Genomic DNA, 25,196 nt, shown 5'->3' on the forward strand with positions numbered 1-25,196 from the left:
CGGCTTACAACGCGTCGTTGTCGGCGAACGAGGCCCGGGCGCGGTCGCTGTGGTAACCGATCTGGGTCCACATGCCGAAGTCCCAAGGCGAGCAGCTGCTGAGCAGCTCGTCACGCAGACGGAACGGCTCGCCGAGGCAGCACTCGCCCAGCAGCGAGCAGCTCGAACCGCAACCGCACGGGTCGCAGCAGCCGTCGCCGCAGCAACCGTCGTCGCATCCGCACGACGGATCGGCGCAACAGGAGGGCTCGTCGCAGCAGACTTGCGACACGGGGGCGTAAGCAAACGAAGCGTCACTCGCTTGCGGTTGCACGAGTTGTTGGGCGTTGGCGAGGCTGGCAAAGGCAAGCCCCGCGAGACACGCTGTCGAAAGGGTCTTCATGGGCGTCCGAGCTCCAAAGCGGGGTACAGGAGGGCGTAGCGACGGGATCACAACCGCAGCCTTCCTGATATCGACCCCCGCAGGATGATCGACGCATCGAATTGACGACGAGAAACGTCCCTTTGGGCTCCGCGCGATAAACCTTGGCGGTTTTGTCGGTTGCTCGTGGACGCCGAGCGGCCGGGGCTTGCGCCGAACCGAAGTAGGGCTTCAGTTGGTCGCCGTCACCGGGTCGCTGAGAACGTCGGCGAACAGAGCGTCGACGAAGGCGTCGGGCACGAAAGGCTCGAGATCGTCGATCCCCTCGCCCAGCCCGACGTATTTGACCGGGAGGCCGAACTGCTGGCGGATAGCCACCACCACGCCCCCCTTAGCGGTGCCGTCGAGCTTGGCCAGCACGATGCCGGTGCAGCCGGCCGCCTCGGCGAACTTGCTCGCCTGCGACACGCCGTTTTGGCCGGTCGTGGCGTCGAGCACCAGCAGCACCTCGTGCGGGGCGCCTTCGATCTGCTTGGCCATCGAGGCGCGGATCTTGGTGAGCTCTGCCATCAGGTCGGTCTGCGTTTGCAACCGGCCGGCGGTGTCGACCACGCAGACGTCGATTTCTTGGTCGAGCGCCTGCTCGACAGCCCGGTAGGCCACGCTGGCGGGGTGGGCCTTGGGGCTGCCGGTGACGATCGGCGCGCCGAGGCGATCGGACCAGATGGTGAGTTGCTCGACGGCCGCGGCGCGGAACGTGTCGCCGGCGCCCAGCAGCACGCTCTTGCCCTGCGACTTGAAGAGGTTGGCCAGCTTGGCGATCGAGGTCGTTTTGCCGGCGCCGTTCACGCCGCACACCATCACCGCAGTCGGCCCGCTGGGGGCGAACTCGATGGGCGATTCGGGCTGGGCCATCAGCTCCTTGAGCTTGACCTTCAGCACGTCGACCAGCTCTTCGATGTGCACCACGCGGCCGCGCATCTTCACGGCGATCTCGCCGACGAGCGCCTCGACGGCGTCGTAGCCCATGTCGGTCTTGAAGAGGATCGCGCGGATCTCCTCAAGAAACGCCTCGTCGATCAGCCGCCCCTCGCTCTTGAAGAGGTCGCGGACGTCGGTCTTCAGCAGCGAGCCGGTCTTCTTGAGGCCCTGCTTGAGACGGTCGAAGAATCCCATGTTTCGAATTCGGAAGTTGGATTGCGGGGAGCGGAATGCCGGAAACCGACGCCGCGGGTCAGGCGTCGCTGGTCGCCGCCTTGTCGTCCGGCAGCTTATCAAGAATCCCGTTGACGAACGACGACGATTGGGCCGACCCGAACCGCTTGGCGAGCTCGACCGCCTCGTTGATCGCCACCCGATAGGGGGTTTCGGTGAACAAGATCTCGTAGGCCGCAAGGCGGAGCACGTTGCGGTCGGTGCCGGCCATGCGGCGGAGGCTCCAGTTGGCGGCGATCTCCTCGATGCGCTGATCGATCGCCTCTTGGTTGCGACGCACGCCGAGGATCAGCCCCAGCGAGAAGTCTTCCATCGCCGCGTTGTTGAGCCGGCCGTGCAGGAACCGGGTCAACTCCTCGGCGGTCTGTCGCGAGTTGACCTCGTCCTCGAAGAGGATCTGCAGGGCGACTTCGCGGGCGCGGGTTCTTTGCGACACGGGCGGGTGGAGAGCTGGGGGCGGGGAATCGGGAACACGGGGAATCAGGAAAGCCGAACGACCAACGGGCCATGATGACCCATCACGACGCCAAACGCGAGCGGCCGCAGGGGAGCCGCAACCGTCGGTAGCGGCTACTTCGTGGGCAAGGCCTTGAGCGTGGCGACCATCTTGAGCGCCGCCTCGGCGCACTCCGACCCCTTGTTGCCGACCGAGCCGCCGGCCCGGTTGAGGGCCTGCTCGAGCGAGTCGCACATCAGCACGCCGAACATCACCGGCAGGCAGTGCTCGGTGGCGATCCGCATGAGCGAATCGGTGACGCCGTGGTTGATCCAGTGGTCGTGGGCCGTTTCGCCCTTGATCACGGCGCCGAGCGTGAGGATGGCCCCGTAGCGGCAGGTGTCGGCCAGCTTCTGGGCGACGACCGGGATCTCCCAAGCGCCGGGGACCCAAACGACGTCGATCGACTCATCGGCCACACCGGCCGCGGTCAAGGTTTCGATGGCGCCGTCGAGCAGTTTGGCGGTGACGCCCTTGTTCCACTCGGAGACGACGATGGCGTAGCGGGCGCTGGCGGCGCCCTCGCCCGGTTCAATCAGGTTCGGCACAGGCGGATTGCAGAGTTGGGAGTGCGGCTGCGTGGGAGTCGGGCAAACGGGAGCACGCTCGGGCGCGGCCAAACCCCCAATCTTCCCCGCAATGGGCGGGATACGCAATCCGCCGCTCTCAGCCGTCTTTGAGGCTCATCAGGAACTCGGCGTTGGTCTTGGTCTTGCCAAGCCGGGTGACCATCAGGTCCATCGCCTCGGGCGGGTTCATCTCGCCGAGCACGCGACGCAGCACGCACACGCGGCGGTGCTCGTCGGGGTCCATGAGCATCTCCTCGCGGCGGGTGCCGCTGCGGGCGATGTCGATGGCCGGGTAGATGCGCTTGTCGACCAGCTTGCGGTCGAGCACGATCTCCTGGTTGCCGGTCCCCTTGAACTCTTCGAAAATCACCTCGTCCATGCGGCTGCCGGTGTCGACCAGGGCGGTGGCGATGATCGTCAGCGAGCCACCCTCTTCGACCTTACGCGCGGAGCCGAAGAACCGCTTCGGACGCTGCATGGCGTTCGCGTCGATGCCGCCCGAGAGGATCTTGCCGCTCGAGGGGCACTCGGAGTTCCAGGCGCGAGCCAGTCGCGTGATCGAGTCGAGGAAGATCACCACGTCGCGGCCGTACTCGACCATCCGCTTGGCCTTCTCGATGACCATCTCCGAAACCTGCACGTGGCGGGCAGAAGACTCGTCAAACGTGCTGGAGATCACCTCGCAGTTGGGGCCGCGGACCTCGCGCTCCATGTCGGTCACTTCTTCCGGTCGCTCGTCGATCAGTAGCATGATGACGTAGGCGTCCGGGTAGTTGGCGAGCACGCTGCGGGCCATCTTCTGCATCAGCACCGTCTTGCCGGCACGCGGCGGGCTGACGATCAGGCCGCGCTGGCCAAAGCCGATCGGCACGATCATGTCGACCACCCGCATGGCGACCTCTTCGGGGTTCGTCTCCATACGGATGCGGTCGTCCGGGTGGACCGGCGTGAGGTCGTCGAACGACACCTTGCGGGTGAGCAGGTTGGGGTCGTCGCCGTTGATGCTCTCCACCCGCAGCAGGGCGAAGTAACGCTCGTTCTCCTTGGGCGGACGGATGGTGCCCTCGACCGTGTTGCCGTTGCGCAGGTTGAACCGGCGGATCTGGCTCGGCGAGACGTAAATGTCGTCCGGGCAGGAGAGGTAGTGGTAGTCGGGGCTGCGCAGGAAGCCGAAGCCGTCGGGCAGGATCTCGAGGGTGCCGCTCCCCCACATCATGCCGTTGAGCTTCACGCGGACCTTGAGGATCTTGAAGATCAGCTCCTGCTTCTTCAGGCCGCTGATCCCTTCGACCCCCTCGTCCTTGGCCACGTCCATCAGCTCAGCGGTGGTGAGCTGCTGGAGGGCGGCGATGTGGATGTTGCTGTCCGGCTCCTTCGCCTTGGCGATGGCGTGGCCGGACCGGCGCACACGCTCGGCCGCCTTGTCCAGTTCCTCGGCCACGGAAAGAGGCTCCTCGCGGTCGAGCCGCAGGAGCAATTCCTGGTCGATGTACTGGCTGTCGGCCGGCGGACGCCGGCGGTGATGGGAGTGGGGACCGCGCGGCTGATCGTGCCGCGCGCCACGGTTGCTCGTGTCGGCCATGAGAATGTTCGTCGCTCCTAAGGAAGGGATTCCTTAAGACGGACAGCGGGCGGAACGCCCTAGGTGGGAGGGGGGAGTACGAAAGAGCTTGGGAGGTGGGAGGGGGCGGGCCGAGGCCCAATCGTGTTGTACGACGTCGAGCGTCGTGCAACGTCGCACGCTAGTTGCGCCAGCGGTTCCGCCGCCGTTGGCTGATGAGTAATTACGAGTATGACAGAAACAGCAAGAATGGGGATACCGAAAGTTGCGAATCTGCTTTTTTGATCGCCACAGCAGACGAAATCGTTCGCAAAACCGGACCCCGGCGGGCCAGCGCATTCAGGTGTTCGTAGCCCGGGCGCATGGTTTTCGGACTGCCGCTAACGGGCCTTCCGCACCTGAAGGCGTGTTTGCTCCTAGCTGACTTGTCCTACTTGGCGTGGCGTGTGCGCGGCTCGGCTTCGGAATTCCACCAATGGCGCACCGCCGCCGAGAGCGCCTCGATCGAATCGCCCCCGGCGATCACCGCGTCGCTGCGAGAGCGTTTTTCTTCGAGGCTCAACTGGGCCGACTCGCGGCGGTCGAGCTCGTCGGGGCCCCAGCCCCGCTCGGCGGCGCGACGGCGGCGTTCGTCTTGGGGGACTTCGATGAAAACGACCAAGTCGCAGTCGTCGTCCCAGCCTTTCTCGAGCAGCAACGGTATGTCGAGCACCACGGCCGGGGCCCCTTGGGAGGCCAAGCCCTCACGGAGCTCCATCAGCCGCTTGCGCACTCGCGGGTGGATCAGTGCCTCGAGGGCCCGGCGGTCGGCCTCGGCCGTGGGGCGGTCGCCGAACACCCGATCGCCGATCGCTCGGCGGTCGAGCGTGCCGTCGCGGCGGCGGACGCCGTCGCCCCAGCGCTCGATGAGCGCGGCAACGACCTCCGGTTCGTCGAGCACGCGGTGGGCGATCTCGTCGGCGTTGAGCACAAGCCGCGCGGCCTCGCCCGAAGAGGCCCCCTGCCCCGCCGCCTGCTCGGCGATCAGCCGGGCGGCGGTCGACTTGCCGCTGGCGACGCCGCCGGTCAGTCCGATGGTGAGCATGGGGAAACGCTGTAAGTGTGGTTGGGTTGGCAGGCGGTTCGTAACGCGGGAGGCGTCTCCGACGCCGATCACGTGTTGCTATCGCAACTCGGCTGGCGCGCCGCCGGCGGCGTCGGAGACGCCTCCCACAGGAGAGCGGCTATTTGCACTCCGCCCAATTATCGCCCGTGGCGATGTCGACGGCCAGCGGCACGCGCAGCGGCAGCACGCTCTGCATCTCTTCGCGCACAAGGTTCGTAAGCCGCTCGAGTTCTTCTTCCGGGCAATCGAACACCAGTTCGTCGTGGATCTGGAGGATCATCTTGGCGGCGAAGCCCTCGGCTTTCATGCGGCGGTCGATCGCGAGCATGGCGAGCTTGATGAGGTCGGCCGCCGTGCCCTGGATCACGGTGTTCACCGCCGTGCGCTCGGGCAGCGTCATTTGCAGCGGCGCCGGACGGGCGTCGAACAGGGCGTCTTTGTCGACCGCGGGGCGGCGGACGCCTTCGACCTTGCGCTGCCGCCCGAGGAGCGTCTCGACGCGGCCCTCGCGGTGGCACCGCTCGAGCGTCTCGTTCATGAACTCGCCAACGCCGGGGTAGCGGGCGAAGTACTCGTCGATAAAGCGGGCCGCCTCGTCCTTCGGGATGCCGAGCGACTTGGCCAAGCCGAACGCGCTCTGCCCGTAGATGATGCCGAAGTTCACCGCCTTGGCACCGCGTCGCTGTTCGGACGTGACCGAGTCGATCGGCACGCCGTTCACTTGGCTGGCCACGAGCGTGTGGATGTCCTGCTGCTCGGCGAACGCTCGGCAGAGCGTTTCGTCCTCGGAGTAGTGCGCCAGCACCCGCAGCTCGATCTGCGAGTAGTCGGCCGCCAGCAGCTTCCAGCCCTCGCTCTTTTCCTTCGAGGGGCCGGCGACGAAGGCCGACCGGATCAGCCGGCCCTCCTCGGTGCGGATCGGGATGTTCTGCAGGTTGGGGTCGCTCGAGCTGAGCCGCCCGGTGGCGGCCACCACTTGGTTGAACGAGCAGTGCAGACGTCCGGTTTCGGGGGCGATCAGCAGCGGCAGGGCGTCGACGTACGTCCCTTTGAGCTTGGCGTATTGGCGGTGCTCGACGATCAGCCGCGGCAGCGGGTGAAGATCGGCCAATTGCTCCAGCACGCTGGCGTCGGTGCTCGGGCCGGTCTTGGTCTTCTTAACGACCGGCAGCCGCAGCTCCTGGAACAGCACCTCGGCCAACTGCTTAGGCGAGGCGAGATTGAACGGGTGGCCGGCGAGCTCCTCGATCTCCTCGGCCAGTGTTTGCATCCGCTCGGCGAACCGCTCGCTCAACTCGCCCAATCGCTCGGCGTCGACCCGCACGCCGTGGTACTCCATCTCGGAAAGAACGCCGACGAGCGGCGTCTCGACGTCGTCGCACAGCGTGCTGAGCCCGCGCTCGTCGAGGCGGTCTTGCAGGATCGGCGCGAGCCTGAGCGGCACGTCGGCGTCTTCGGCGGCGTAGTCGGACACCGCCGCCACCGAGACCGTGTCCATCCGTTTCTGGTTCTTGCCCTTGCCGATCAGCTCCTCGATCTTGGTGTTCGTGTGGCCGAGGTAACGCTGGGCCAGGTGATCAAGGTTGTGGGTGCGCTCGCCGGCGTCGAGCAAGTAGCTGGCGATCATCGTGTCGAACGCCACTCCCTCGACCCGCACCCCCGCCGCACGGAGCACGGTGAGGTCGTACTTGAGGTTCTGGCCGATCTTCTCGATCGCCGGGTTCTCCAGCACGGGGCGGAGCGCATCGAGCGTGGCGGCGGGGTCGAGCACGCGGTCGGTCGCCGGGCCACGGATCGCCACGTACGCCGCCTCGCCCGGCGCCCAGGCGAACGACAGACCGACGATTTCGGCCGTGCGGGCGTTGAGGGAGGTGGTCTCGGTGTCGAGCGCGATCCGCTCTTGCTCCGAGAGCGTGACGACCAGCTCGGCGAGCGCCTCGGAGGTGTTAACCAGCCGGTAATTGACGTCCCAATCGGCCTCGGGTTCGGCGGCCGCGCCGCCCGTCAACTCGGCCGCCTTCTCGGCCAATCCGCGGAAGCCGTAGCCGCTGAACAGCTCGCCCATCCGCTCGCCGTCTTGCGCGTCGACACGGCACAGCGCCCAGTCGAACCCCTCGAGCGGCACCTGCGGCTCGAGCCGCACGAGTTTCTTGGACAGGCGAGCCTGGTCGGCGAACTCCACAAGGTTCTGCTTGCGTTTGGCGCCCTTCACTTTGTCGGCGTTGGCGAGCAGGTTCTCGAGGTCGCCGAACTCGTTGATCAGCTCGGCGGCGATTTTCGGCCCGATGAGGGGCACGCCCGGCACGCAGTCGACCTTGTCGCCCACCAACGCTTGGAAGTCGACCACCTGCTCGGGCTCGATGCCCCAGTCGCCCATCAGCTCGCCGGCCGTGTAGACCAGGTCTTTACGGATGTTGTAGATCGAGACGTTCTTGGTGATCAGTTGCCGGCAGTCCTTGTCGCCCGTGACCAAGAAGCACCGCGCGCCGGCCTCGTCGCACTGCCGTGCGAGGGTGGCCAATAGGTCGTCGGCCTCGTAGTCGGCCTCGCCCAATCGCGGCAGCCCCATCGCGTCGACCACCGCCTCGATCTTGGGCAGCTGCGAGCGGAGCTCCTCGGGCATCGCGCCACGGTCCGCCTTGTAGCCGTCGTAGAGCGTCTTGCGGAAGGTCGGCCCGGGGGTGTCGAACGCGCAGACCAGCGCGGAGGGCCGCTTCTCTTGCAGCAGGTAGACCAGGTCGCGGGTGAAGCCGTACACGGCGTTCACCGGCTCGCCGCCGGGGCTCGTCATCTCGGGGATGGCGTGGAACACCTGGAAGATGAGCGAGTGGCAGTCGACGACGTAAACCGTGGAGTCGCCCGTGAGCCCCCGCCCGGCGGCCGGCTCCGGGGCGGATTTTTGCTCCGAAGTTAGCAAGTCGGCGGCCTTCGGAGCGGCAATCGGGGCGTCGTCGGCCATGCGGTAGAACGCTAGGTGGTGATCGGGCGGTGCGGATCGTGTGGCTTACTCGGCCGGAGAGGCCCCCCACTCCTGCGGTATGAGAGAACTCTCTGCGTAAATGCTCCGTAAAGCGACTGGTGGGGCAGTGGTCAAAACACCGCCCTCGGAGCGTTCTATCACGTTCGTTGACACGCGTTAATCCCCTAACTATTCTCGACTTACACCTCGTGCTGTGCCTCTCCGAGTGGGAGCACTCACGAGCGACGAACAGAGATCCCCCTAGGCCCTCCTCCCACTGCGTCCCACCCCCTGCTGCAAGCCAGGCCCGGCTGGTCGTCCCCACGACTCCCCATGCCGCGGCTCGATTCGCTTGCAATTAGTACGGACACAAGTGAAAACAGGCGCCTCGGGCTGACTGGGCAGAATTTGCTGCCCGTGTGTCACGCCCGGTCATCCACCACGCTACTAGCGACTCAACCGACAGCACACAGGAACAGGCATGGCAGCTCGGTCGGAACAAAGTTTTCAGATTACCATCGCGATTTTGATCCTCTTCGTGCTGGTGTTCGCGGTGATGTCTTACCTCTTTTGGAAGTCGTCGTCGGACCGCGCGAGCACGATCGCCGACTTGGAGGTCAAACTGCGCACCGCCGAGGGCGCCGCTCGCAGCGAGGGGACCAAGAGCGAACAGTACCTGGGCATGATCGGCTTCGACGCCTTCACCGACCACGACGTGGTGCAGCAGCAGTTCGAGGCGGACCAGGCCAAGTACATGGCCAACTTCGACGAGAACAGCCGCGACTACCGCAGCGTGCTCGACTACATCTACGTCGAGAACGAGAAGATCGCTCGCCAAGAGGCCGAGTCGAAGGCCCGCGAGAAGGAACTCAAAGAGCGGCTCCTCGCGACCGAGACCGAGAAGGAGAACCAGATCGCGGCGTTCAAGCAAACGCTCGAACGCGTGCAGACCGACCTGGAAACGGAGCGCCGCAACTTCAACCAGGCTCGCGCCGAGCTCGAATCAGGCCGCCAGGAGTTGGCGCGTTCGCGTCAGCGTCAGCAGGACGATTTCAAATCTCAAATCGCCGACGCCCGCAGCAAACAGAACGCCGCCGAGAGCCAGCTCGAGAAGAGCGAGCGTTCGAAGCGTAGCCTGCTCGAGGCGCGCAAGCTCGAGTCGCCCAGCTTCGAATCGTCCGATGGACTCGTGAGCTACGTGAACCAGGGCAACCAAACCTTGTGGGTCAATCTCGGCCGCGCCGATTCTCTGCGGCCGCAGATCAGCTTCAGCGTGTTCGAATCGGACCTGATCGACGCGGGCAAGAGTGAGAAGAAGGGCTCGATCGAGATCACCCGCCTGCTCGGCGACCACCTCGCCGAGGCCCGCATCACGAACGACGACCCACGTAACCCGATCCTGCCGGGCGACCAGATCTACAGCCAGGTGTGGCAACGCGGCAAGGAGCTGCGGTTCGCCTTCACCGGCCTGATCGACCTGGACGGCGACGGCAAGAGCGACCTCGACCGGCTCAAGGACCTGGTGGCCCTCAACGGCGCGACGATCGACGCCTACGCCGACATCGACGGCGTGGTCGAAGGCGAGATGGACGTGACGACCCGCTACTTGGTGCTCGGCGAGAACTCCGACCGGCCGAACCTCGGCGAACTGCGCAGGGCCTACAACACCATGAGCGAAGACGCCGACACGCTGGGCGTGGAGGTCATCACGCTCGACGAGTTCCTGACGCAGATGGGCTACCGCCCGCAGGACCGCACCGTGTCGCTCGACAACGCGTCGTCGAAGTTCCGCCGCCGTGTTCCGGTGTCGCAACGCTAAACGCTTTGCTGTGGGTCGCCGCCAGGCTCGGCGGCCCCAGGGGCTCGATGCTCTGGCGGCGCGCCACTCTGGGACGGCGGAGCCTCTTGGCCGGTCACGCCGAGTCCCGTGAACAACGTATCCGCGATCCGCTGGATCTGCGCTTTGAGCGGCTTGGCTTGGGCCGACTTCGACGCGAGGACCCGCTCGAACAAGTCGGGCCTCAGGAACGCCTCGGCCGGGCTCTTGAGCCCCGCCTCGGTGGCGAGCCGACGCACCAGCCGGCCATCGGCCCGCGCCAGGCCGTGGGTCACACAGAGCCGCCGGAACAGCGAGTCGGTCCCGGTGAACGGGTTTTTCTTCGGCCGGTCGATCTTGAGCTTCGAGATCTTGTTTAGCACCACGAACAGCAGAACAAGACCTGCGACCATAACGGCCAGGCCGATGAGATCGCCCGCGTTCAGCTCGGCGTTCTTGCCGCTGAAGTGATCGCCCATGCTGGTCCAGCGTTCGCGGCTGTCGATCGCAAGCAGGGGCTCCAGGAGGGTAGCGATGATCACGGATCGAACTCCTGTTGGAGCTCATCGATCATGCTTTGGGCCGCGTCGAGCGCCCGCAGACGGTCGGCGCTCTCGGCGGCGGTCTTGCGGACTTCGGCGCTGACGTCGTCGCGGCGGACATCGAGCGCCACGAGCGTGTCGGCGTCGAGCCGGCCGCTGCCCAGCACGCGGGCCGCTTCGGCGCGGACCCCCAGGTCGCTGTCCTCCATCAGCCGCATCAGGTCGCTGCGCACCTGGTCGACATAGCCCATCGCCTCGGTCATCTCCAACGCACGCAGGCGCCGCGAGACCGCCCCGGCGGCGAATTCCTGTCGCAGCCGTTGCGCCGCGCGGGCGTCGGCCTTGCCCACGAGCTCGCCGATGTCGCGTCGATGCTCCTCGCTGAGCCCGTCGTACTGATCGCGGTAGCGGATGAAGTTCACCTCGGGCAGCGCCCGCTGGGCCGCTTTGCGAACGGTCGACGACCTGCTCTCGAGCATCGACAGCAAGATCGGCATCGCCTGGGGATGCTTCTTCTTACGCAGACGCTGAGCGGCTGCGCTCGCCACGTGCGGGTCGCTGTCGGCGGCCGCCGTGAGCAACGGCTCGGCGCACTCGCTCGGGGGGACCGAGTCGAGCGCGAGCACGGCCGCGAGTCGACCCTCGGGGGCGCCGTGGCTGAGCATGTCGAACGCCACCCCGGCGAGCTCCTCGCGGGGCATCTGCGAGGCGGCCCCGAGCTGAAGGGCGGCGGCTTGGGCGTCGCCCCGCATCGTATAGAGCGCCTCGCGGTGCTCGGCGGCGAGCCACGCGAAGCGGTCGATCTTCTTGGCGTTGTCGAGCGTGCGAATGCCGACCGGGCTGCCGACCTCGGTGAGCAGGCTCTCGACGAAGGACCGATCGGTCCGTTGAGCGGCCACCTCGAGCAGCGCCGCGGGCGCGGTGCGGTCTTCGAGCGAACGCGCCACGAGCTCCCAGGCGGCGTGCGTGGGGCTATCACGCAAGGCGTTGAGCAGCGGCTCGTGCCCCGCGTGCCTCGGGTTGTGGATCACCCTCAGCATGGTGGGGCTGTCGTGCGCGGTGAGCAGTAAGAACGCCTCGATCAGCTCGTCGCGGCGGTGCAGGTCGTACTGGTCGAGCGCCTCGCCGAGCTCGACCAAAGCGGCGCGACGCAAGAAAGCGGGGTCGCTCTGCAGTCGGCCACGCTTGCCGCGGCGCCGCAGGGCGATCTCGCCGTGCAGCTCTTTGGCGAGCAACAAGGCCGCTTCGGCGTGGCCCGCGGCCACAGAAACAGAGAACTGCCGGGCGGCTTTAACCACGGCCGGCAAGGCGTCGAGCATCCGTCCCTCGGAGGCGAGCCGGCAGGCTTGCCGGCTCAGCGAGGCGTCGCTCGAACTGATCGCCCGTTGGACCGCCTTTCGCAGAGCGCCCCCTTCGGGCGCTTCGATGAGCTCGCGTCGCGACTCTTCATCGAGTCCGTCCGAGTCGGCGATCAACTTGGCGTGGGCCGCCGGGTCTTCGCGGCGCACCAGGGTGCGCAGCGCCCCGATCCGCACCCGGGGGTGGGACGCAAACGAGGCCGCCAGCAACACGTCGCCCGCCGCCGAATGTCGCCAGCGTTTGAGCAAGTGCAGTGTCGTTTCGATTCCCGCTAGGGGAGCCGCCATGGGATGCTGTTGGTCGTGGTGGGGGCGTTTGGCGCGACGATTGCTAGGTTTGGAAACGGAGGGTTCGGGCGGGCCGGCGCCGTACGGCCCCTTTGTGCTTCGACCTCCAGGCGGCCCTGCCATCAGCCGAACGCCCACGGCCGAGGTTGCCCGCAGGTGGGATCGCACCGCCTGGGGCGTGTTGCGGGACGGACCGACAGGCGTGACACTAGAGCTTGCCGCGTGGGCAAGGTTTGCGGCCACCGCCGCTCAAGCCTTCCCTAACGTCCAGTCTTTTGGAATCCATTTCCCCCCACCGATGACCTTGCCTCACGTGATGACCGCCGAAGAGATCCTGCAGCGAGACTTTTTGCCCCTGCGGGCCCGGCTGATCGAGGTCGCCGCGATGCTCGACCGTCTCGACCGCGCCGGCGGCTCGCCGCCCGACGACGAACGCATGGGGCTCGTCGCCCAGGCGATCGCCCGCTTGTCGGAAGATCGAGACGACCGCGCCGAGGACCTGCAGAGGCTGTTCAGCCTGCCGTACGACCCGGCTTGGCGCGAGAGCTTTGGCATCGAAAGCCGTTCGCAGAAAGCGCGCTAACCCGCCTCTCTCGCGGCCTCAACTCTCACCCTGCGAATGGCCTATCACCAGCGGCTACGAGCCGCCAGCCGCCCATGGACTACATCGACCCCCACATCCACTTCGTTTCGCGCACGACCGACGACTACGAGACCCTCGCCAAGATGGGCTGCGTCGCCGTGAGCGAACCCGCTTTCTGGGCAGGCTACGACCGTGGATCGGCCGAGGGCTTCCGCGACTACTTCGAGCAGCTCACTTCCTTCGAGCCGTCGCGGGCAGCGCAGTACAGTTTGCGGCATTACAGTTGGCTCTGCATCAACGCCAAAGAGGCCGAGAATGTTGAGCTTTCGCGCGAGGTGATCGCCTTGATCCCCGAGTACCTCGACCGCCCCGGCGTGCTGGGGATTGGCGAGATCGGGCTGAACAAGAACACCCGCAACGAGGCGACCGTTTTTCTCGAGCACCTCGACCTAGCGGCGCGAACCGACGAGCTTGTGCTGATCCACACGCCGCACCTCGCCGACAAGCTGCCCGGCACGCGGATGATCCTCGACATGCTCACGAGCGACGCCCGCATCAAACCCTCGCGCACTTTGGTCGATCACGTGGAGGAGCACACGGTTCGCGAAGTGCTGGAACGCGGCTACTGGGCCGGCATGACGCTCTACCCCACCACGAAGTGCACCCCCGAGCGGGCGGCCGACATCGTGGAGCGCTACGGCCCCGAACGGCTGATGGTCAACTCGGCCGGAGACTGGGGACCGTCGAAGCCAACCGCCGTGCCCGACTTCATCTTTGAGATGCGCCGCCGGGGGCACGACGAGTCGCTGATACGTCGCGTGGTGTACGACAACCCGCTCGAGTTCTTTGGTCAATGCGCACGCTTCGAGTTCTCACCGCGCGGTTGATGGGCAAAGCGGCTGACCGCTTCAGCTGGTGGTTTTTGCCTAATAATGCGAAATGGAATTTGACTCCTAGTGAAGGCTCGGTAAGCTGGCCGAATGGCTGTCGAATTGTGATTGAAATCACGTTCGGATAGCCGCCGCAGCGATGGATGCTGTGAAACGACAGGCGAAACCACCCTCCCCCCTTTGCGCCTGGTCCCCGATCCCCTCGGCGGACACGCTGAACTAGGAGTTCGATCCCATGCAGGTCTCTGCGCTGAAGGTCCGCGCCGTTGTTGCGGTGCTGCTGCCTCTCACGTTCCACACGGCTGCTCAGGCCATCACGTACGTGAGCGATCCTCACTCGCCGGCCTCTGAGCGTTCGACCGAAACGCTCGGGCCCATGGTGAGCCCGCCCAGGGGAATGCTCAAGCGGCCGCTGGACTCGCAATCGGACGGGCAGTTCTGCGAGTCCGAGGCCCACCCGACCGGCGGCCCGCTCGACGAACACGCCGAGCCGATCGAAACGATTCTATTTTTCGGCGATCTGTCAGCCGACGCCGCCGCGCTGCGGATGCGACACGAAGAGACGCGCGGCGCGACATTCTTGCTCGGCGACACCGACCGCGACGGGATCGTCAGCACGACCGATTATTTTGTCTGGCGGGTCCGTCGAGAGGGGGCTCTGCGTTCCTTTCTTGACCACGGCCAGGCGTTGGGAGTCAGCGGATTGGACGACGGCCGAGCGTGGTGGTCACGCGGTGGGTTGGCGTTGCGGTAGCTCGCCGGGCTCTTTGACTCGGTTCACGAGTTGCTCGCCACGCGTCTCGCTGCGATGACGGCCGGCTTGCCGTTGCGAGGGGCGATCAGCAGCGTGGCCTCGGCGTCGCCGCGGGGCCTGAGCTGTTTGCGCAGCGCCGCCGGGTCGACGCTGAGGCCCCGCACTTTGATCTCGAGCCTGCCGACCGATCGCTCGTCGAGCCACGCCGACAGGCGTTTGCGATCCATCGGCATCACGTCGAGCACCTCGAAAGCCGCGAGCAAGGGCTCTCGGGGCGCTTTGTCGGCGGTGAAGTAAGCGACCCCCGGCTCGACGCCCCCGAGCCCGTGCTTCGCGGCGAGCGCGCCGCTGAGATCGGCGGCCAGCACGGCGGGGTCGGGTTCGAGCACGTAGCGTCCCAGGCTCGTGGCCGGCTCGATCGCGGCGCCCGCCGGGCCTACGAAGGTGGCGATGCGGCTCTCGCTCTCAGGAATGTTGGCGCCCGCCCTGATCGCCGTGGCCCGGCGTTTTCCCGCTTGCGTGGCGAGGGCGCCCGACCAAACCACCAGCTGGCGGCATTCGCCGCCGCGGCTGATCCACTCGAGCTCGCGCTCCTGGCGCCAAGTCTCGGGCGCCTCGGCCGCCGGGGCTAGCTTGATCGCGGCGTGCGGCGTGGCGGCGTGCATCGCCTCGAGCGTTTCGAGCGAGGGCGAATGGGCCGCGACTTGTGTGGTGCGCCGTCCCTGCGGGCGGCGGTCGGGGTCGATGTGCCAGGCAGCGCAATCGGCGACCGCCGCGACGCTCGCCTCGCACGACTGGACGGCCACGTTCTCCAGGCCGTAAGCCGCGGCGTTACGCTCGGCGAACCGGGCGAGCACGCCGTCGCGGTCGACGCCGCTGGCCGGTGCGACGCCGCCCAATGCGATGAGGTCGCCCCCCACGCCGGTGCAGAGGTCACGCGCATCGCGGCGCCCCGCGAATCGCTCGGCTTTGTAGCGGGCGGTCCACTCATCGGTCGCCTGCTCGAGACCCACGCGGCTGAAGAACATGTGATCGGAGCGCGAGAACTTGTTCGCCGCGCGGCGCCTCAGCTCGACGGTGAGCAGCACCAAAGCCGCCCGCTGGGGCGGAAGAGACTTCCGCAGCCGGGCGACCGTCTGGGGCGTCGCCTGCGCCTCGGCGTTATCGACGAGCAGGCGGTTGGCTTCCTCCCCCAAAAGCCACGCGCAATCCGCAGGATCGATCGGGTCGTTTCCGGCTGGGGGGGTCGTTGGCATGGCGCCGAGGGGCTCGACCCTGCGTGATGAGCGTGCTGCGACGTCCGCCGCAACGTTCTTCAAACGCGGGCCGTCCAAACGTCGAAGTTACCACAGCACCAAGGCCGTACGCCACCGACGCGACAAGCCGCTAGCGCGGCGAAGTTTTGAGAACTGTGAACGACCGAGAAGAGGGATGACACGAGAGACGACTCCGGCGATCGATATGAGGCGTGCTTCTGGAGAGTGAAGAGAACGTGGCCCCCAAGCAATGCTGCGGGGGCGACGCGCAACGGGAACCAATGGCGGAGGGGCTGGTGCGCAGCGGCCCCTCCGCCTTTTGGCGTTTCCACCGAGAGGCGGCGACGTGATGCAGACTGTCAATTGGGACTAACGACGGAAGGACGACGGCGATGCTACTCCGACCGACCGCGATGATTGGCGTGTTAGGCGCCGCCGTAGCCGCGCCCTACGTCATCACGCAGTCGCCAGAGACAGTCGAGCACTTCTGGCCCGCTGCGGGTGCGCCGGCCGAGGTCGCCCCCGCACCGACCCACGATGCGCCGACGCTCGATCCGGCGACACTCGCTGCGCCGTCGATCGACATGACCGCCGGCCCGGGCGAGCACATCTACAGGAGCGCGGCACCGATCGAGGGGTCTCCGCATTACCGGCTGGTCGACGTGCTGCGGCTCGACATCACGCGTGAGTGGGTTTACCAGCACTGGGCGCGCAAGTCGACCGGCTTGGCCGAGCTCGACCTGTTCGGCGTGCGTGTGCCGCTGGTCACGGGCGCCGGCATGACCGACTTGGCCGGGTCGCTCTCCTATTATTTCGACAACCAAGGTCTGCTGCAAAAGATCCGCTTCCACGGCCGCACGGCCGACACCACGCAGCTCGTGGGCCTCTTCACGCAGCACTACGGGCTGGTGCGTCAGGCGAGCCAACTGCCTGGCGAGCAGCTTTATCAGCGGATGTCCAAGAAGCGGGTCGAGAGCGAGCTGCGGTCGCGGCCCGAGTCCGTCCTGTGGTCCACGACGCCGCACGAGAGCTTTGTGGTCGACTTCGAACTCAACCGCCCCGGCGGGGGCCGGTTCGTCGAACCTCCCAAGCCGCAGCTCATGATCCCGCAAGCGGCGGGCGCCCCGGCCCCGCAGGCCGCCGATCCGGCGGCGACTCCCGAGGCGGAGCCAGTCTTCCCGTCGCGGACTTTCGTGCAAGACGCGCCGCCCAAGCCGCCCGAGCCAGCCGCCGCACGCGCGGCGTCCGAGGCGCCAGCCGCGGCGCCCGCGACCCAGGCGCCGGTGCATGTCGCTCGGCCATGGGATCGCTGGCCAAACTGATTGAGCCGAGCGGCCGCGGTGCGGGGAGGCGGGCATGGTGTGGGAGGCTCTGGGACGCCGATGACGCGCTCCCAGCAATTCTCGGTGGGCATATCACGACCGGCGTCGGAGACGCCTCCCCCCGCTCAGAATCCATCACAGCTCAGCCCCAACCACAGCTCAGCCAATCAATCTGCCCTGCCCTACCCCGCCCTGCTTCGGGCTGACGCGGTGCTGGTTGGACGGCTATCTTGACGCCTATGTCCCCCGCCCCGGCCAACACGGAAGGTCTCGAGTTTGGCGTCGCCCGCGAACAAGAGCGGCTTGGCGCCCTGGGACTTGCGCTGCGAACGTTGCCGGCCGAGTGCCGCCCGCGGCTGGTCGACGCGATCGGACGCCAGCCCCCCTCGCAGCTGGGGCCCTTCGACGCGCTGGTGGTCGCGCGACGCGCTGGTGAAGTGGTCGCCGCCGCTTGGGGTCAGCCGCAACCTGGCGCCGCGGCTTCGCTGTGGCTGCCCGAGGCGATCGGCGTAGCGGCCGAGAAGGTCGACGGACCGCTCATCGGGTTGGTCTGCCGCCAGGTCGACCATGCCCGCATGCCGATGACCCAGGCGCTGCTGGAGAGCGACGACGACCCGCGTTTGGCGGCTTTATTGGAGGCGGGCTTCGACCGCATCGCCGAACTCTTCTACCTTGAATGGCGCGACGACGAATCGTCCAAGGGAGCTCTTGAAGACTCCGCGTGCGATTCCGCCGTCGGCTTCGAGCCCTACCACCCACGCGATCGGCGACGGCTGGAGCGAGTCGTCGAGAGCACCTACACGGGCAGCCTCGACTGCCCCGCCCTCGAGGGTCGACGGGCGATCGCCGACACGATCGACGGCTATCGGGCGATCGGTCAATACGACAGTCGCGACTGGTGCTTTATCACCCACGAAGGGGGCGACGCCGGCGTGCTGCTGCTCGCGCAGCACGACGACCCTTCGCAGTTGGAGCTGGTTTACATGGGCGTTACGCCCGCGGCGCGAGGCCGCGGACTCGGCGCTGCGGCGGTGCGCGAGGCTCAGCGAGTCGCCGCCGCGCGTTGCGTCGACCGGCTCGTGCTGGCGGTCGACTCGACCAACAAGCCGGCCCGTGACCACTACGCCGACGCCGGCTTCACGCGCTGGGCTAGCCGCGTCGCTTTGATCCGCTCGTTGCCGCGTTAATCGGCCTGTGGCGACGCAATCGTTGTGCGTTGCGGCATCGAGATGGCTAAGCTCAAGTGTCTGGTCGATCGTGGCGTTCGTCGGCGACCGACATCATCCGTCGCGCGCAAGAACAGGTTTTCCACCCCCGGCATTCGCCGCTTGACAATCCAGTCGAGTGGCGCCGGGGGCCACGTTTTCCGGTGATTCCAAATGGTGAAGAGGAGCTTTTTTTTGCGTGAAGGGTTTCTTAATAAAACCTGTTTGACTCCGTTGCTAGCACCCTTAGAATCGCGGCTCGGGTTACCAAGCGTGCGGGGAGATCAGGCGGCCTTGTTGGTCGCCCCGCACGGTTTTTGAGCAGGCCTTTTTTCGTTGTTTCCTAGGCCCCCCATAGGGGCCGGTCCGGCGCGTTTCCAAGAAGGACACGCCGGCCGCGGGAGACGTTCTGGGCCGGCGGAGCACACAGGATGTGGTCATGGAAGATGACAACATGACGGTCGCGGAACGCACGATTGACATCGCGGCAAACGAGAGCCTGCCGCGATTCCGCGAAGAGCTCCGCCGCGCCATTGGCCAGAAACGCTACGAGGCTTGGTTCGGCGATTCGCTCTTCGGCGCCGCCGCCGAGTTGACCGAGGACGGCCTGGGGGGCGTCGTGGTGCGGGTCGCCACGTCGTTCGAACGCGATTCGCTGGTCAAGACCATCCAATCCGATCTCGACAAGACCGCCAAGAAGCTCTTGCCCGAAGGCGCCAAGGCGGCGGTGGCTGTCGGAACGCTCACGAAAGCCGCCGCGCCCGCTGCCGACCCGTTCGAGGGCCAACAGAGCGTTGGCCCAAGCCAACTTGCCGAAGACGGCACGCCTGGAACGAGCGCCGCCGGCAAGAACGTGGTTCACGGGGCCGCGGCCGACGTCACGCAGAAGCTCTCGCACGCGATCAGCACGGCGATCGCCGCCGACGGCCCGCCACGGGCCGCCCGTGTCGACGCCGCCCACACGCCCGGCTCTGCTAAACGGCGCCGCAGCGAGCCGACCGGTTTCGAAGCCCTCGTCACCGGCAAGAGCATGGCCCAAGCGCTGAGCGCCGCCCGCGGCGCCATCCGCGGCGAGGCGACCGCCGGGCCAGTGCTGCTGTGGGGACCCACCGGCGTTGGCAAGACCCGCCTGCTCACGGCCATCCGCGAGGAGGCGTTGCGTCGCAACCGCCGCCAACGGGTTCTGTCGCTCACCGCCGAGCAGTTCACTTCGGCGTTCGTCGACTCGTTCCGCACCGGACTGCCGAGCTTCCGCCAGAAGCACCGCGGCGTGAACCTGCTGCTGCTGGACAACGTGACGTTCTTCGTTGGCAAGAAGCGCACGCTCGAAGAGCTGCAGCACACGATCGACGCCATTCAGGAGTCGGGCGGCCGAGTGGTGCTCACCAGCCTCCGCGGCCCGGGCGAGCTCCGCGACCTCGGCCCCGAGCTCGCCTCGCGGCTCACCGCCGGCGTGACGGCCGAGCTGCAGACGCCCGATCGGGAGATGCGGCTCGCCCTGGTGCGGCGCCTTGCCGACGAACGCGACCTGGAGCTGCCCGAGGGAGTCGCCGAGCGGCTCGCCGCCGCCCTGAGCGGTTCGGCGCGCGACGTTCTCGGCGCCCTCAACCGGCTGGAGCTCACCAGCGAAGCCTACGGCGAGTCAATCACCGCCGAACTCGCCGAGCGGGTGGCGGGCGAGATCAACCGGCTCTCAACCCCCACGCTGCGTCTGGCCGACGTGCAGCGGGCCGTGAGCGACGTGTTCGGCGTCGACCTGGCGACGCTCCGCTCGACAAAGCGGACCAAGGCGGTTGCCGAGCCGCGGATGCTGGCGATGTGGCTCGCCCGCAAGCACACCCGCAGCGCGTGGAGCGAGATCGGCGAGTACTTTGGCCGCCGCAGCCACAGCACCGTGATCAGCGCGTGCCGCCGGGCCGACAAACTGGCCGCCTCGACCGAGCCAACGCCACTCTGCGGAGGCGGGGGTGACCTGCACGAGGCGATCCGCCGCGTCGAGACCGCGCTACGCACGGCGTGACGACGCATAGCGCGCCGGTCACTTTTCTTAGAGCGGTTTGCTCATTGGTGTAGACGCTCGGCTCGCGATCGGCGTCGTGGCTTCGTCAGCCTGCATCGACAATGCACCGCATTGCCTGCTTCGGCTTCCTCGCCACGCCGCCAATCGCTTCCCCGCTCGTACACACCAATTCGAAAACCGCTCTAGACGCGAGGTTCCGAGGCGAAATAACGCCGCTGGAACCAGAACGCCACGCTCACCAGACCGATCATCACCGGCACCTCGACCAGCGGCCCGATGACCGCCGCGAACGCCGCGCCGGAGTCGATGCCGAACACCGCGATCGCCACGGCGATCGCCAGCTCGAAGTTGTTGCTCGCGGCGGTGAACGCCAGTGTGGTCGTCTTGGAGTAGTCGGCCCCGACCGCCCGGCCCATGAAGAAGCTGACCAGGAACATCACGACGAAGTAGACCAGCAGCGGGACCGCGATCAGCAGCACGTCTTGCGGAATGCGGACGATCTGCTCGCCCTTGAGGCTGAACATCACGACGATCGTCAGCAGCAAAGCGACGAGCGTCAGCGGGCTGATCGCGGGGATGAACACCTCCTCGTACCAGCGGCGTCCCTTCGCCTTGACCAGCACCAGGCGGGTCAGCATGCCCGCCATGAACGGCACGCCGAGATAGATCAGCACGCTCTGCGCGATCGGGCCCATGCCGATCGCCACAACGCTGCCCTCGAGCCCCAGCAGCGGCGGCAGCCAAGTGAGGAAGAACCACGCGTAGACGCTGTAGAACAGCACCTGGAAAACGCTGTTAAAGGCGACCAGCCCCGCCGCGTACTCCGTGTTGCCCTTCGCCAAGTCGTTCCAGACGATCACCATCGCGATGCACCGCGCCAGGCCGATCAGGATCAGCCCCGTCATGTACTCCGGCTGGTCGCGCAGAAACAGCACGGCGAGCGCGAACATCAGCACCGGGCCGATCACCCAGTTCTGCACGAGCGACAGCCCCAAGATCTTCGTGTTGCGGAAGACCTCGCCCAGCTCTTCGTAGCGCACCTTCGCCAGCGGCGGGTACATCATCACGATCAGCCCGATGGCGATCGGGATGTTCGTCGTGCCGACCTGAAAGCCGTCGATAAACGCCTCGACCCCCGGCACGAACCAACCGGCGGCGACGCCGATCGCCATCGCCAGGAAGATCCACAGCGTCAGGTAACGGTCGAGAAAGCCGAGCCGCCCCTGCGGGCAGCCGATCGGCTCGGTCGCGGTTGTTTGGGCCTCCATCACTCGGCCTCCGAAGCGACGCTCAGCGCGGCGGGCAACGCGGCGACGTAGTCGCGGATCTCGTCGCGCACGCGGCGGTACGGGGCGAGTTGCTCCTCCTCGCTGGCGCCCTCACCGGCCGCCTCGCGGGCCAGCTTCGGCGGGTCGTCGAAGGGGTGATGCACCACCCGCGCCGAACCCGGGAACACGGGGCACGACTCGGCCGCGTTGTCACAAACCGTCACAACGACGTCGAGACCCACGTCCTTGAGCTCGTCGACGTGCTGCGAGCGCTGCCCGCTGATGTCGACGCCCGCCTCGGCCATCACCGCCACGGCGCTCGGGTTGAGGCCGTGCGTCTCGATGCCGGCCGAGTAGGCCTCGATCTGGTCCGACTTGAGATGGCGGGCCCAGCCCTCGGCCATCTGGCTGCGGCAGGAGTTGCCGGTGCAGAGGAACAAGACTTTCAGCATTTGCAATCGCTCTGCCGCCGGCAGAGCTCCTCCGGTTCGATTTTAAGAACGGCCTTCAGCGTCTTCTGATCGGCCTTGGCTTGCTTGTCGCGTTTCAGGCTGGCGAGCACCATCGCGAGCGCATCGTGCACCTCAGCCGGGGCGTCGTCTTCCGTCAGGCGGAAGTAAGCCCAGCGGCCTTGCTTACGCGACTCGACCAGGCGGGCCTGGCCCAAGATCGCCATGTGCCGCGACACGGTCGACGGCGCCAGGCCGAGCACCTCGACGATCTGGCAGAGGCAGAGCTCGCGGCCGTCGAGCAAGCCGACGGCGCGCAGGCGGCTCTCGTCCGCGATCGCTTTGGTGATGGCCAGTAGGTCTCGCATCGCGGTCCCGTCAGTATGTTATTTCGGCAACTGACGAAATGATATCCACCCCGACTGGGGCGTCAAGTCCGGAATCCTCCTCGCGCCGCTGGCTGTCAGGTAAGACGCGCCGTGCGGGCTCTATTGCGGCCGCCCGAGCCCCGCCAGCCGGGCGGTCGACTCGTAGTCGCCCGCCGCGGTCGTCGCCCCCAGGGCCGTGACGCACCGCGCGCCGCACGCCGCCGCCAGCCGGCCCGCCTCTCCGAGCGGCATGCCGCGCAGCAGCCCGCAAAGCAGGCCGCCGATAAAGCAGTCGCCGGCGCCCGTGGTGTCGACCACCGCCCCCGGCGGCTCGACCGCCGCGATCGCCACGCACTCGCCCGCCCGCTCACTCAAGAGCGCCCCCTCGCCGCCGAGCTTCACGCCGACCACGCCCGCCGCGCCGGCGTCGCGCAGCGTGGCGAGGATACGCTCGGGGTCGTCCTCGCCGGTCTGATGGCTCGCCTCCTTGTGGCTCGGCACGTACAGGTCCAAGTGCGGCAGCGACGGGGCGAGCTCGGCCAGCGTGCCCCCCGTGCCGGCCGCGTCGAGCGCCGTCATGCAGCCCACCCCGCGCACGGCGGCGAGCACCTCCGGCAGGTCGTCCTGCAACGCGGGCAGCAGCGAAAAGTAGCCGAGCAGCATCGCCCGGCTCGCCGCGAACAGGTCGAGGTTCTCAAGGAACGCCCACTTGTCGAGCCGCTTGGGGGCGCCGACGGCGTGCAAGAAGGTCCGCTCGCCCGACGGGTCGATCATCACCGCCGTGGTGCTGGTCGGGACCCCCGCCAGAGTGAGCAGCCCGCCGGTCGCGAGCCCCTCGGCCGCGTAGCGCGAGCGGATCACGTCGGCCCACGCGTCGTCGCCCAGGTAAGTGAAGGCCGCCGTGCTCATGCCGAGCCTCGCAAGCGTCACGCCGGCGTTCGACACGATCCCGCCCGTGGCGAGCACCAGCGGCTCGGTCCGCACCAACCGCCCGGCGCCAAGCGGCTCATCGAGCGGCACCGGCCGCACCAACACGTCGACCACACACGAGCCACAGACCACAACGTCGCGAGTTTTTTGCACAGCGGGTCCCCGAGTGAGTAGCGAGATCGGGTGGCTATCTTACTCGGGGGCGTACGCGGGAGCAGTGGTCGGCGTCTTGTCCCTCATCACCTCCGCTTGATCCCCATTGCCCGAAGTCTCGAGCTGAGGGTGGTCGGTTTGACGCCCAGCAGCTCGGCGGCGCCTTCGGGGCCGTGGATCTTGCCGTCGGATGCTCTCAGGGCCCGCTCCAGGTTGTCGCGTTCGAGCTGGCGGATCTGGGCGTCGGTGAGAATCTCTCCCTCGGCGGGCGCGGGGCTCGGCTGGGATCGGTTGGTGGGCTCCCTGAGGTCGACCCGCAGCGCTCCGCCGCGCGAGAGAATCACCGCCCGCTCGATCACGTGCTGGAGTTCTCTGACGTTGCCGGGCCAGTCGTACCGCTCGAGCCGCCGGGAGACGGCCGTGGTCAAGCGGGGCGGCTCGGTCGCTAGGCGTTGCGACGCCTGCCGCAAGAAGTGTTCGGCGAGCACCGCCACGTCGTCCCGCCGCTGGCGGAGCGGCGGCATCTCGATCGGGAAAACGCTCAGCCGGTAGTAGAGGTCTTCTCGGAATCGCTTCTGGCGAGACTCTTCGCGCAGGTCGCGGTTCGTGGCGGCGATGATGCGGACATCGACGCGGCGGGTCTGCTCTTCGCCGATCCGCTCGATCTCGCCCTCTTGGAGCACCCGCAGCAGCTTGCTCTGCAGGTCGAGCGGAACCTCGCCGACTTCGTCGAGGAACAGCGTTCCGCCATCGGCCAGCTCAAAACGCCCGGCCCGGTCGCGGAGCGCGCCGGTGAAGGCGCCCTGGATGTGGCCGAAGAACTCGCTCTCGAAGAGCTCACGCGGGATCGCGGCGCAGTTGACTTTGATCAGCGGTCGGTCGGCCCGGTTGCTGCGGCGGTGGACTTCGCGGGCGACGACTTCTTTGCCAACGCCACTCTCCCCGAGGATGAGCACCGTCGAGTCGGTGGGGGCGACGAGGTCGATCTGCTGGCTCACGTTCCGCAACGCGGGGCTGACGCCGAGCATCTCGCCAAAGCCCTGCTCAGCGGCCGCCTCCTGCTGCAGGTACTCGTTCTCTTCTTCGAGCCTCTTGCGCAGTCGCTCGACTTCCTCCCAGGCGTGGGTGTGAGCGATGGCGACCGCCGCGTGGTCGGCGATCATCCGCAGCCAGTCGAGGCAGCCTTCGCCGATCCGCGCCCGGGTGAACACGCCCAACACGCCGAGCACCATGCCGTGGTGGCTCAGCGGCTGGCCGGCGAACCCGATGATTCCCTCGTCGCGGACCCACGCGGGTTGAGCCACCCAGGAGGGCAGCTCCGCCATGTCGGGCGCCTCGATCGCCTCGCCCGTCATGGCGATCCGACCGACTTTGCGGACTCCGATCGGAAACCTCCGAAAACGTCCGTCGAGCCGCGACAGGTCTTGGCTCGGATCAACGACCGAGCGGCCGCTGCTCGCCACCAGGTGAAGGCACTGCGACCGATCGGGACATTCGTCTCGCATGGGGCACGTTTCGCACCCTTCTCCAGGGCGTACGAGCCACAGCCTGGCGAGGGCGATCTGGTCGGACGCCGCAATCCGCGACACCAGCAAGTCGAGAAGCTGAGGGAGCTCGCGCTGCTGAGCGAGTTCGAGCAACAGGCTCTTTGGGTCGTCGAGTAACGTCGGGTTTTCATCACGGCTCGGCATCCCTCAAGGATAACGACATTTCGTTCTATTGCGACGA

The 25,196-nt window shown here is 67.2% G+C and carries 22 protein-coding genes; 7 read left to right on the forward strand and 15 right to left on the reverse strand.

The window, feature by feature from the left end; translation table 11 throughout:
* Positions 1 to 4: 4 nt before the first annotated feature.
* The 7 genes from Mal64_RS00005 to polA all read right to left on the reverse strand — a co-directional run bounded on the left by Mal64_RS00005 (position 5) and on the right by polA (position 8,266).
* Entirely contained in the window at positions 5 to 382 is a 378-nt protein-coding gene (locus Mal64_RS00005) for a hypothetical protein (protein ID WP_146395433.1), read from the reverse strand.
* Between the two features lie 210 nt (positions 383 to 592).
* Positions 593 to 1,537 carry a signal recognition particle-docking protein FtsY gene (gene ftsY, locus Mal64_RS00010; RefSeq protein ID WP_146395435.1) on the reverse strand — a complete coding sequence of 315 codons (945 nt, stop codon included), beginning with the start codon at positions 1,535 to 1,537 and terminating at the stop codon, positions 593 to 595.
* A gap of 58 nt (positions 1,538 to 1,595) precedes the next feature.
* Positions 1,596 to 2,012: a transcription antitermination factor NusB gene (nusB, locus tag Mal64_RS00015; protein WP_146395437.1), complete on the reverse strand. Its 417-nt coding sequence runs from the start codon at positions 2,010 to 2,012 to the stop codon at positions 1,596 to 1,598.
* Between the two features lie 134 nt (positions 2,013 to 2,146).
* A complete protein-coding gene (gene ribH / locus Mal64_RS00020; RefSeq protein WP_231993538.1) occupies positions 2,147 to 2,620 on the reverse strand; it encodes a 6,7-dimethyl-8-ribityllumazine synthase in 474 nt (157 codons plus the stop codon).
* A 118-nt stretch (positions 2,621 to 2,738) separates the two neighbouring features.
* Positions 2,739 to 4,223 (reverse strand): transcription termination factor Rho, encoded by a 1,485-nt coding sequence (rho, locus tag Mal64_RS00025; protein ID WP_146395439.1) that lies wholly within the window; start codon positions 4,221 to 4,223, stop codon positions 2,739 to 2,741.
* A 409-nt stretch (positions 4,224 to 4,632) separates the two neighbouring features.
* The gene (coaE, locus tag Mal64_RS00030) at positions 4,633 to 5,286 is read right to left on the reverse strand and encodes a dephospho-CoA kinase (RefSeq protein ID WP_146395441.1); all 654 of its coding nucleotides are present in this window, start codon (positions 5,284 to 5,286) and stop codon (positions 4,633 to 4,635) included.
* A 139-nt stretch (positions 5,287 to 5,425) separates the two neighbouring features.
* Positions 5,426 to 8,266: a DNA polymerase I gene (gene polA / locus Mal64_RS00035; RefSeq protein WP_146395444.1), complete on the reverse strand. Its 2,841-nt coding sequence runs from the start codon at positions 8,264 to 8,266 to the stop codon at positions 5,426 to 5,428.
* Positions 8,267 to 8,747: 481 nt separating this feature from the next.
* Here polA and Mal64_RS00040 point away from each other — a divergent pair, with 481 nt between their 5' ends.
* Positions 8,748 to 10,085: a hypothetical protein gene (locus Mal64_RS00040; protein WP_146395446.1), complete on the forward strand. Its 1,338-nt coding sequence runs from the start codon at positions 8,748 to 8,750 to the stop codon at positions 10,083 to 10,085.
* Here Mal64_RS00040 and Mal64_RS00045 read toward each other — a convergent pair.
* Positions 10,082 to 10,624 carry a hypothetical protein gene (locus tag Mal64_RS00045; RefSeq protein WP_146395448.1) on the reverse strand — a complete coding sequence of 181 codons (543 nt, stop codon included), beginning with the start codon at positions 10,622 to 10,624 and terminating at the stop codon, positions 10,082 to 10,084. The genes Mal64_RS00040 and Mal64_RS00045 overlap by 4 nt on opposite strands.
* Positions 10,621 to 12,270, reverse strand: a complete 1,650-nt coding sequence (locus tag Mal64_RS00050) for a HEAT repeat domain-containing protein (protein WP_197525278.1) — start codon at positions 12,268 to 12,270, stop codon at positions 10,621 to 10,623. Before Mal64_RS00050 ends, Mal64_RS00045 begins: the two co-directional genes overlap by 4 nt.
* 298 nt (positions 12,271 to 12,568) lie before the next feature.
* Between Mal64_RS00050 and Mal64_RS00055 the strand changes: the two genes are divergently transcribed.
* The 3 genes from Mal64_RS00055 to Mal64_RS00065 all read left to right on the forward strand — a co-directional run bounded on the left by Mal64_RS00055 (position 12,569) and on the right by Mal64_RS00065 (position 14,497).
* On the forward strand, positions 12,569 to 12,853 hold the full coding sequence (locus Mal64_RS00055; RefSeq protein ID WP_231993539.1) for a hypothetical protein: 285 nt from the start codon (positions 12,569 to 12,571) through the stop codon (positions 12,851 to 12,853).
* 74 nt (positions 12,854 to 12,927) lie between these two features.
* Entirely contained in the window at positions 12,928 to 13,740 is an 813-nt protein-coding gene (locus tag Mal64_RS00060) for a TatD family hydrolase (RefSeq protein WP_146395452.1), read from the forward strand.
* A 238-nt stretch (positions 13,741 to 13,978) separates the two neighbouring features.
* On the forward strand, positions 13,979 to 14,497 hold the full coding sequence (locus Mal64_RS00065; RefSeq protein ID WP_146395454.1) for a hypothetical protein: 519 nt from the start codon (positions 13,979 to 13,981) through the stop codon (positions 14,495 to 14,497).
* 23 nt (positions 14,498 to 14,520) lie between these two features.
* Here the strand turns inward: Mal64_RS00065 and Mal64_RS00070 are convergent, their stop codons facing one another.
* Positions 14,521 to 15,753 carry a THUMP-like domain-containing protein gene (locus Mal64_RS00070; RefSeq protein WP_146395456.1) on the reverse strand — a complete coding sequence of 411 codons (1,233 nt, stop codon included), beginning with the start codon at positions 15,751 to 15,753 and terminating at the stop codon, positions 14,521 to 14,523.
* 392 nt (positions 15,754 to 16,145) lie between these two features.
* On the opposite strand from Mal64_RS00070, the gene Mal64_RS00075 reads away from it, so the two are divergent.
* The 3 genes from Mal64_RS00075 (at position 16,146) to Mal64_RS00085 (ending at position 20,300) form a co-directional block, all read left to right on the forward strand.
* Positions 16,146 to 17,075 (forward strand): DUF6690 family protein, encoded by a 930-nt coding sequence (locus Mal64_RS00075; RefSeq protein ID WP_146395458.1) that lies wholly within the window; start codon positions 16,146 to 16,148, stop codon positions 17,073 to 17,075.
* Positions 17,076 to 17,314: 239 nt separating this feature from the next.
* Positions 17,315 to 18,262: a GNAT family N-acetyltransferase gene (locus Mal64_RS00080; RefSeq protein WP_146395460.1), complete on the forward strand. Its 948-nt coding sequence runs from the start codon at positions 17,315 to 17,317 to the stop codon at positions 18,260 to 18,262.
* Between the two features lie 457 nt (positions 18,263 to 18,719).
* Positions 18,720 to 20,300, forward strand: a complete 1,581-nt coding sequence (locus tag Mal64_RS00085) for a DnaA/Hda family protein (RefSeq protein ID WP_146395462.1) — start codon at positions 18,720 to 18,722, stop codon at positions 20,298 to 20,300.
* A 182-nt stretch (positions 20,301 to 20,482) separates the two neighbouring features.
* Here the strand turns inward: Mal64_RS00085 and arsB are convergent, their stop codons facing one another.
* The 5 genes from arsB to Mal64_RS00110 all read right to left on the reverse strand — a co-directional run bounded on the left by arsB (position 20,483) and on the right by Mal64_RS00110 (position 25,159).
* Positions 20,483 to 21,568 carry an ACR3 family arsenite efflux transporter gene (gene arsB, locus Mal64_RS00090; protein ID WP_146395464.1) on the reverse strand — a complete coding sequence of 362 codons (1,086 nt, stop codon included), beginning with the start codon at positions 21,566 to 21,568 and terminating at the stop codon, positions 20,483 to 20,485.
* Positions 21,568 to 22,020 (reverse strand): arsenate reductase ArsC, encoded by a 453-nt coding sequence (locus Mal64_RS00095; RefSeq protein WP_146395466.1) that lies wholly within the window; start codon positions 22,018 to 22,020, stop codon positions 21,568 to 21,570. Before Mal64_RS00095 ends, arsB begins: the two co-directional genes overlap by 1 nt.
* The gene (locus tag Mal64_RS00100; protein WP_146395468.1) at positions 22,014 to 22,385 is read right to left on the reverse strand and encodes an ArsR/SmtB family transcription factor; all 372 of its coding nucleotides are present in this window, start codon (positions 22,383 to 22,385) and stop codon (positions 22,014 to 22,016) included. The genes Mal64_RS00095 and Mal64_RS00100 overlap by 7 nt, the downstream gene beginning before the upstream one ends.
* 120 nt (positions 22,386 to 22,505) lie before the next feature.
* Entirely contained in the window at positions 22,506 to 23,468 is a 963-nt protein-coding gene (locus Mal64_RS00105) for a carbohydrate kinase family protein (protein ID WP_197525279.1), read from the reverse strand.
* 86 nt (positions 23,469 to 23,554) lie between these two features.
* A complete protein-coding gene (locus Mal64_RS00110) occupies positions 23,555 to 25,159 on the reverse strand; it encodes a sigma-54-dependent Fis family transcriptional regulator (protein WP_146395472.1) in 1,605 nt (534 codons plus the stop codon).
* Between the last annotated feature and the right edge of the window lie 37 nt (positions 25,160 to 25,196).

This window comes from Pseudobythopirellula maris, from assembly GCF_007859945.1.
Classification (GTDB): domain Bacteria; phylum Planctomycetota; class Planctomycetia; order Pirellulales; family Lacipirellulaceae; genus Pseudobythopirellula; species Pseudobythopirellula maris.

Excerpts from the sequence above, each read along its gene's own strand:
- Mal64_RS00075 (WP_146395458.1), top strand. The coding sequence starts at position 16,146 with ATGCTACTCCGACCGACCGCGATGATTGGCGTGTTAGGCGCCGCCGTA.
- Mal64_RS00040 (WP_146395446.1), top strand. The coding sequence starts at position 8,748 with ATGGCAGCTCGGTCGGAACAAAGTTTTCAGATTACCATCGCGATTTTG.
- coaE (WP_146395441.1), bottom strand. The coding sequence starts at position 5,286 with ATGCTCACCATCGGACTGACCGGCGGCGTCGCCAGCGGCAAGTCGACC.
- rho (WP_146395439.1), bottom strand. The coding sequence starts at position 4,223 with ATGGCCGACACGAGCAACCGTGGCGCGCGGCACGATCAGCCGCGCGGT.
- Mal64_RS00110 (WP_146395472.1), bottom strand. The coding sequence starts at position 25,159 with ATGCCGAGCCGTGATGAAAACCCGACGTTACTCGACGACCCAAAGAGC.
- arsB (WP_146395464.1), bottom strand. The coding sequence starts at position 21,568 with ATGGAGGCCCAAACAACCGCGACCGAGCCGATCGGCTGCCCGCAGGGG.
- Mal64_RS00070 (WP_146395456.1), bottom strand. The coding sequence starts at position 15,753 with ATGCCAACGACCCCCCCAGCCGGAAACGACCCGATCGATCCTGCGGAT.
- Mal64_RS00100 (WP_146395468.1), bottom strand. The coding sequence starts at position 22,385 with ATGCGAGACCTACTGGCCATCACCAAAGCGATCGCGGACGAGAGCCGC.
- polA (WP_146395444.1), bottom strand. The coding sequence starts at position 8,266 with ATGGCCGACGACGCCCCGATTGCCGCTCCGAAGGCCGCCGACTTGCTA.
- Mal64_RS00055 (WP_231993539.1), top strand. The coding sequence starts at position 12,569 with ATGACCTTGCCTCACGTGATGACCGCCGAAGAGATCCTGCAGCGAGAC.
- Mal64_RS00095 (WP_146395466.1), bottom strand. The coding sequence starts at position 22,020 with ATGCTGAAAGTCTTGTTCCTCTGCACCGGCAACTCCTGCCGCAGCCAG.
- Mal64_RS00065 (WP_146395454.1), top strand. The coding sequence starts at position 13,979 with ATGCAGGTCTCTGCGCTGAAGGTCCGCGCCGTTGTTGCGGTGCTGCTG.
- Mal64_RS00080 (WP_146395460.1), top strand. The coding sequence starts at position 17,315 with ATGTCCCCCGCCCCGGCCAACACGGAAGGTCTCGAGTTTGGCGTCGCC.
- Mal64_RS00060 (WP_146395452.1), top strand. The coding sequence starts at position 12,928 with ATGGACTACATCGACCCCCACATCCACTTCGTTTCGCGCACGACCGAC.
- Mal64_RS00005 (WP_146395433.1), bottom strand. The coding sequence starts at position 382 with ATGAAGACCCTTTCGACAGCGTGTCTCGCGGGGCTTGCCTTTGCCAGC.
- Mal64_RS00085 (WP_146395462.1), top strand. The coding sequence starts at position 18,720 with ATGGAAGATGACAACATGACGGTCGCGGAACGCACGATTGACATCGCG.
- Mal64_RS00050 (WP_197525278.1), bottom strand. The coding sequence starts at position 12,270 with ATGGCGGCTCCCCTAGCGGGAATCGAAACGACACTGCACTTGCTCAAA.
- ftsY (WP_146395435.1), bottom strand. The coding sequence starts at position 1,537 with ATGGGATTCTTCGACCGTCTCAAGCAGGGCCTCAAGAAGACCGGCTCG.